Below are 5,168 nucleotides of genomic sequence, written 5' to 3' on the forward strand. Positions count from 1 at the left end.
TATCAGACGATCAACACACAAGGTGGGCGGCGGAGCCGCTCGGATGAGGGGGCTGGTGGGACCTGACTGGCTGACAGGATTTTTGCGGATACAGCCCCCTCATCCGTCTCGCGCTGCGAGCCACCTTCTCCCTCGAGGGGAGAAGGATGTGAGGGGGCGACCCTGCCTGAACAGATCGCGCTGTCGCGCGCCGCTGGGTCCCGGGGTTCGCTGCGCGCCCCCGGGATGACGACAGCAGAGGGGGTTCGCTGCGCGCCCCCGGGATGACGAAAGCTTTTGGGGGCCGGTTCGCTTTGCCAAAGCCCGGTCCCGTGCCACCGTTGCGGTTCGCTGTTTTGGAGGTTGCCATGATCCGTACCGCCCTGCTCGCCGCTGTTGCCCTGATGACGCTGGCCGGTCCGGCCCTGGCCCAGAGCGCCGATCCGGCGGGGGAGGCGCGGGTTCTGAGGATCCTGCGCACCACGCCGCTGATCGACGGGCATAACGATCTGCCCTGGGCGCTGCGCGAAGGCTTCGGCAATGATCCCCATGCGGTGGACCTGAGGGTGAATCAGGCCGCCACGGTGCTGCAGACCGACATCCCGCGCCTGCGGGCGGGCGGCGTCGGGGGGCAGTTCTGGTCGGTTTATGTTCCGGCTGATCTGACGCCGGTCGAGGCGGCCAAGGAGACCTTCGAACAGATCGACACGGTCAAGCGGCTGATCGCCGCCTATCCGGACGTCTTCGCCCTGGCGACGACCGCTGACGATATCGAGCGGATTCACCGGTCGGGACGGATCGCCTCGCTGATCGGCATGGAGGGGGGCTATTCGATCGATGATTCCCTGGCCCTGCTACGAGTCTTCCACGACGCCGGGGCGCGGTACATGACGCTGGCGCATTCCAAAACCACCAGCTGGGCCGACAGCGCCACCGACGCGCCGAAATGGGGCGGACTGAACCCGTTCGGCGAAGAGGTCGTGCGCGAGATGAACCGGCTGGGTATGATGGTCGATCTGTCGCACGTGTCCGAGGACACCATGCTGGACGCGCTGCGGGTGTCGGAAGCCCCGGTGATCTTCTCCCATTCCTCGGCGCGGGCCGTGACCGGACATAATCGCAACGTACCGGACAACGTCCTGGCCCGGCTGCGCGATAACGGCGGGATTGTCATGGTGACCTTCGTGCCGGGCTTCGTCAGCGAGGCCAGCCGGCTCTGGAGCATTGAGGTCGGGGCCGAGGTCGCCAAGCTGGTGCCGCCCCCGGCTGACCAGGCCGCCGCGGAGGCTGCCCTGCAGCCCTGGCTGGAGGCTCACCCCCGGCCCAATGCGACGCTGGCGGACGTGGTGGCCCATATCCAGCACGTGCGGGATGTCGCCGGCATCGACCACGTCGGCCTGGGCGGAGACTTCGACGGCACCGGCAGCCTGCCGGACGGGCTGGGCGGGGTCGACCGTTATCCGGCCCTGCTGGCCGCCCTGATGGCCGACGGCTGGAGCGAGGCCGACATCCGCAAAATCGCCGGTGAGAATATGCTGCGGGTCATGCGGGCGGTCGAGGCCGTGGCGGCGAGCAAGGTGGACGAGCGACCCGGTCTGGCTCGCCTTGCCGTTGATGACGCCGCCGACTGAGGCCTGTCAGCCGAGGATACCGGTCTGCCGCAAGCCCTCGAACAGACCGATTCCGGCGCTGACCGACAGGTTCAGCGAGCGGGCCTCGGGCCGGAGCGGAATCACGACCCGGGCGTCGACTGCAGTATGAACTGACTCAGGGACGCCTGACGTCTCGCTGCCGAACAGCAGGGTGTCGTCGGGTTTGAAACGGAAATCGTTCAGCGGCGTCGCACCGCGGGTGGTGAACAGCACCAGCCGTCCCGGACCCCGGTCGGCCTGGAAGGCGTCCCAGCCGGCGTGTCGGATCATGTGTCCGAGGGGGCCGTAATCGAGAGCCGCGCGTTTCATCGCCCGATCATCGAAGGTGAATCCGACGGGCTCGATCACGTGCAATTCGACGCCGAAACAGGCACCGAGACGGATGCAGGCACCGACGTTCTGAGGAATGGCTGGTTGAAAAAGGGCGAGACGCATTCTAAGGCCCTCATACGCGCGCCTTTGGGACTTGTCGCGACTCGAAATGCGACCGTTTCTCAGGAGGCGTGAGCAGCTTGCGGCGATGCGTCGCAAACTCGGGCCGGATACTGTCCAGCAGGGGTGGGCTAAGGTTTTCGTGCTGCGGCAACGGCGTCCCTATCGGGCGACGGGCGTGGCGATCGAGGAGTAAGACGTGACCGAATCGGTCGTGACCAACGATGGCGACGCTACCCGCCGCGACTTTATCCATATCGCCGCCGGCGCAGCCGCCGCCGGTGCGGGTGTGATGGTGGCCTGGCCGCTGATCAATTCGATGAACCCGGCCGCCGATACCCTGGCGCTGGCGTCGATCGAATTTGATGTGACCAAGGTCCAGGAGGGCCAGCAGGTCGTCATCAAATGGCAGGGCCAGCCGGTATTCGTGCGCTACCGCACGCCCAAGGAAATCCAGGAAGCGGTGACGACGCCGCTGACGGATCTGAAAGATCCGGAAACGGATGCGGCGCGGGTCAAGGCCGGTCATAGCCAGTATCTGGTGTTGATCGGGGTCTGCACCCACCTGGGCTGTATCCCGACCTTCGGGACCGGTGACTACGGTGGCTGGTTCTGCCCGTGCCATGGTTCGACCTATGACACCTCCGGCCGGATCCGTAAGGGACCGGCCCCCAAGAACCTTGTCGTGCCGGAGTACGCCTACCTCTCCGACACCCGCATCAAGATCGGCTGAGGGCGAGCCCAATGAGCGACCACGAATCCACCTACGTTCCCAAGACCGGCGTCGAGAAATGGCTCGATACGCGTCTGCCGATCATCCGCTTCGGTGCCGACTACATGTCGCTGCCGACCCCCAGGAACCTGAATTACTGGTGGACCTTCGGCGGCATTCTGGCCCTGTGCCTGATGGTCCAGATCGCCACCGGCATCTTCCTGGCCATGCATTATGTGCCGAACGTCGACCTAGCCTTCGCCTCGGTCGAGCGGATCATGCGGGACGTCAACAGTGGCTGGCTCATTCGCTATGTCCACGCCAACGGGGCCTCGATGTTCTTCATCGCGGTCTATCTGCACATGCTGCGCGGGCTCTATTACGGGTCGTACAAGGCTCCGCGCGAGATGATCTGGATCCTGGGCTGCGTGATCTTCTTCCTGATGATCGCCACGGCCTTCCTCGGCTACGTCCTGCCCTGGGGCCAGATGTCCTACTGGGGTGCGGTGGTCATCACCAATCTGATCGGGTCGATTCCGCTGATCGGCGAGCCGGTGCTGATCTGGCTGCGCGGGGGTCCGGGCATCGATAACGCGACGCTCAACCGCTTCTTCTCGCTGCACTATCTGCTGCCGTTCGTGATCGCCGGCGTGGTGGTGCTGCACCTGTGGGCCCTGCACGTGGCGGGCCAGAACAATCCGGTCGGGGTGCTGATCCCGAAGGACCGCCAGGCCAAGGACACCCTGCCGTTCCATCCGTATTTCACGGTCAAGGACGGCTTCGCCATCATCCTGTTCCTGATGCTGTTCGCCCTGTTCGTCTTCTTCCTGCCGGAAGCCCTGGGCCACGCCGACAACTATATCCAGGCCAACTCGCTGCAAACCCCGCCGCACATCGTGCCCGAGTGGTACATGCTGCCCTTCTACGCCATCCTGCGCGCCATCCCGGACAAGTTCGGCGGCGTGGTGGCCATGTTCGGCTCGATCGGTGTGCTGTTCATCCTGCCGTGGCTGGATACGTCCAAGGTGCGCTCGATGCGCTACCGGCCGACCATGAAGATCTTCTTCCTGATCTTCCTGGTGGTCGGCGTCGGCCTGGGCTGGTGCGGCGGTCAGCTGCCGGACGCCGAGGTGGTGCCGGGCATGCCCAGCTTCACCCTGTTCGACGGTCAGCTGAACAGCTTCCTGTGGCTGGCCCGTCTGCTCACCGCCTACTATTTCGCCTTCTTCCTCATCATCATGCCGTGGGTGGGTCTGAAGGAAACGCCGCTGACGGTGCCGCTGTCGATCTCGGAGCCGGTCCTCAAGCCTGCCGCCGTTGCAGAGAAGAAGGGCTGAGCGCGATGACGACCCTCAACAAGAACGTGCTCTCCATGCGCAAGACCCTGGTCACCCTCGTCGCCGCTGTCGGTATGCTGGCGGTCACGTCTCCGGCGCTGGCGTCGGGCGGGGCCCATCATCCGCGGTCGGGCGGGTTCAGCTTTGAGGGGCCGTTCGGCACCTTCGATCAGGGCCAGCTGCAGCGCGGCTACAAGGTCTATCGCGAGGTCTGCGCGGCCTGCCACAGCATGAACCTGATGCATTTCCGCAATCTGGGTGAGGCGGGCGGTCCGTTCTATGATCCGCATGCGGCCAGCCCGGCCGAGAACCGCTACGTCAAGGCCCTGGCCGCCCAGATCCAGGTGCCGGACATCGATACCGAGACCGGCGAGTCGATCATGCGCGACGCCACGCCGGCCGATGCCTTCCCCGCCCCCTATCCGAACGCCACGGCCGCGGCCGCGGGCAACGGCGGCGCGGCCCCGCCTGACCTGTCGGTGATGGCCAAGGCCCGCCACGGCGGTGCCAACTACATCTATTCGCTGCTGTCGGGCTATGAGGAGGCTCCGGCCGGTCTTCAGATCCGCCCGGGCCAGAACTACAACCCCTATATGGCGGGCGACATGACCCCGTTCTGGAACGGCGAAGGCCATGCGCCGGCCGGGGGCTTTATCGCCATGCCGCCGCCGCTGTCGGCCGGAATGGTCACCTATGACGACGACGCGCCCGAGACGGTGGACCAGTATGCCAAGGACGTCGGCGCGTTCATCGCCTGGGCCTCGGACCCGCGGGCGACCGAGCGCAAGCAGGCCGGACTGGGTGTGATGATCTTCCTGTTCCTGTTCGCGGGCCTGACCTACGCCAGCTACCGCCGGATCTGGAAAGGCGTGGCCCACTAGCCACTAGCCAGTCGCCGTTCCGACCCGGGACGACATGACCCGCCGGTGTTCGCGCCGGCGGGTTTTTCGTGCGCGCGACTGATCCTTTGTCGCATCGACAGGCGAGGAGGTGCGCCCTGGAGCAAAATCGGTTGAGTTGGACGCAGTCCAACTCGGCTCAGATTTCGCTCCAGTT

General features: G+C 65.5%; 5 protein-coding genes. 4 read left to right on the forward strand and 1 reads right to left on the reverse strand.

The features are described from left to right. Positions 1–347: 347 nt before the first annotated feature. Entirely contained in the window at positions 348–1,610 is a 1,263-nt protein-coding gene (locus tag AAC050_RS14435) for a dipeptidase (protein ID WP_339915780.1), read from the forward strand. A 6-nt stretch (positions 1,611–1,616) separates the two neighbouring features. On the opposite strand, the gene AAC050_RS14440 is transcribed toward AAC050_RS14435, so the two are convergent. Then, the gene (locus AAC050_RS14440; protein ID WP_339915781.1) at positions 1,617–2,066 is read right to left on the reverse strand and encodes a tRNA (cytidine(34)-2'-O)-methyltransferase; all 450 of its coding nucleotides are present in this window, start codon (positions 2,064–2,066) and stop codon (positions 1,617–1,619) included. 196 nt (positions 2,067–2,262) lie between these two features. Here AAC050_RS14440 and petA point away from each other — a divergent pair, with 196 nt between their 5' ends. Genes petA through AAC050_RS14455 form a run of 3 tightly spaced genes read left to right on the forward strand, consistent with a single transcriptional unit; the run spans position 2,263 to position 4,993 of the window. Next, positions 2,263–2,796 carry a ubiquinol-cytochrome c reductase iron-sulfur subunit gene (petA, locus tag AAC050_RS14445; RefSeq protein WP_339915782.1) on the forward strand — a complete coding sequence of 178 codons (534 nt, stop codon included), beginning with the start codon at positions 2,263–2,265 and terminating at the stop codon, positions 2,794–2,796. Positions 2,797–2,807: 11 nt separating this feature from the next. Further along, on the forward strand, positions 2,808–4,112 hold the full coding sequence (locus tag AAC050_RS14450; RefSeq protein ID WP_339915783.1) for a cytochrome b/b6: 1,305 nt from the start codon (positions 2,808–2,810) through the stop codon (positions 4,110–4,112). Between the two features lie 5 nt (positions 4,113–4,117). Further along, positions 4,118–4,993, forward strand: a complete 876-nt coding sequence (locus AAC050_RS14455; RefSeq protein WP_339915784.1) for a cytochrome c1 — start codon at positions 4,118–4,120, stop codon at positions 4,991–4,993. Positions 4,994–5,168 lie beyond the last annotated feature (175 nt).

The sequence above is a fragment of the uncultured Brevundimonas sp. genome (assembly GCF_963974615.1).
Taxonomy (GTDB): Bacteria; Pseudomonadota; Alphaproteobacteria; order Caulobacterales; family Caulobacteraceae; genus Brevundimonas.

Coding starts and splice junctions, on each gene's coding strand:
- AAC050_RS14435 (WP_339915780.1), top strand. CDS start 348: ATGATCCGTACCGCCCTGCTCGCCGCTGTTGCCCTGATGACGCTGGCC.
- AAC050_RS14440 (WP_339915781.1), bottom strand. CDS start 2,066: ATGCGTCTCGCCCTTTTTCAACCAGCCATTCCTCAGAACGTCGGTGCC.
- AAC050_RS14450 (WP_339915783.1), top strand. CDS start 2,808: ATGAGCGACCACGAATCCACCTACGTTCCCAAGACCGGCGTCGAGAAA.
- AAC050_RS14455 (WP_339915784.1), top strand. CDS start 4,118: ATGACGACCCTCAACAAGAACGTGCTCTCCATGCGCAAGACCCTGGTC.